Annotated in this window: 2 protein-coding genes; both read right to left on the bottom strand. The window is 42.9% G+C overall.

Features of this window, described 5'->3' with window-relative positions; all coding sequences use genetic code 11:
- Positions 1-519: IS630 family transposase (locus F6K13_RS34635; RefSeq protein ID WP_287290178.1), on the bottom strand; the 519-nt coding region annotated here is incomplete at its 3' end.
- Positions 520-607: 88 nt separating this feature from the next.
- Complete coding sequence (locus F6K13_RS34630; protein ID WP_124143379.1) at positions 608-979, bottom strand: helix-turn-helix domain-containing protein; 372 nt, start codon at positions 977-979, stop codon at positions 608-610.
- Positions 980-1,032 lie beyond the last annotated feature (53 nt).

Genomic DNA, 1,032 nt, shown 5'->3' with positions numbered 1-1,032 from the left:
AGAACTTGTATGCCATCCAGCTCTGTCAATGGTTAAGATAATGTGTTTGTCTTCTCCTAACTGAAATTCTCGTGCAAAGTCTTCTAAAACTCGGTTAAAAAGCTCTACATTAACTTTTGGTAAAATCCAGTAGTAAGTTTCACCATTATTTGGATTCACAAAGCCGTATAACCATAGCCATTGGTATTTCCAGTTAACATTGGCGATCGCATGACTACCCAACTGAGCCCAGACTCTTCTACATATAGGTTTTAACCCTAAGCGATGTTCATCCATTGCCCAGACTTCAACTGTGGCCTCTGGGTGTTTTTGCCCTACTTCTTGGACTTTCTGGTTGAGTTTTTTTTTCCACTGTTCTTGCTCTGTGATCTCCCCTTTGTCATGTGCTGGACGTGGTACTTTTAAACGCATTTCAAAGCTACGTAGATATTCCCACCCTCTTTGAGGATGAATAGGACGTTCCAGATGCTCGCTCATCCACTGAGCTACTTTGGGTCCATTCCTTGAAGAAGGAGACAGGAGACAGCTATACTGGAGACAGGAGGAAAATTACATGGGGATTCGCTCCCCCAAGTAATGCGTGAACACGACCGTTGACGGTGGGGTATTAAACCCACAAAGAAAATGATAAACCTCCATCTACCGGTGGCTCTTGTAGTGCTTGCCATAGGAAAGCTTGGTCTATTTCTGAGAGTAAGGTCTCCGGCCCCTGATGTTGATGGCGACGATCTTTTAATCCATCAATACCTAATCGGTTATAGCGCCCTACAATTCTGTAAATTGAACCACGCCGATATCCAGTAACCTCAGCCACTTCTTCTACTTTGTGGCCTTTAGCTATCAACCAGAGGATTTGCCATCTAGTTCGTTCTATTGGGTCTTGAGTTTGTCGGTAGAGTTTTTCCAACTCTTCGATACTTTTGTGTGGTTCTAGCTTTAACAATCTCGGCATGGCGATCGCCCAACTCTTACTATTCATCCCTTAATTTATCAGGTTTAATTTTTTTATACCGATGCTACCGGATTTGATAT

Origin of the sequence: Okeania sp. SIO2B9 (assembly GCF_010672505.1) — a bacterium.
Taxonomy (GTDB): domain Bacteria; phylum Cyanobacteriota; class Cyanobacteriia; order Cyanobacteriales; family Microcoleaceae; genus Okeania; species Okeania hirsuta.
The sequence above is the reverse complement of the archived record's forward strand: the minus strand, read 5'-3'. Positions and strand labels throughout refer to the sequence as shown.

Excerpts from the sequence above, each read along its gene's own strand:
- F6K13_RS34630 (WP_124143379.1), bottom strand. The coding sequence starts at position 979 with ATGAATAGTAAGAGTTGGGCGATCGCCATGCCGAGATTGTTAAAGCTA.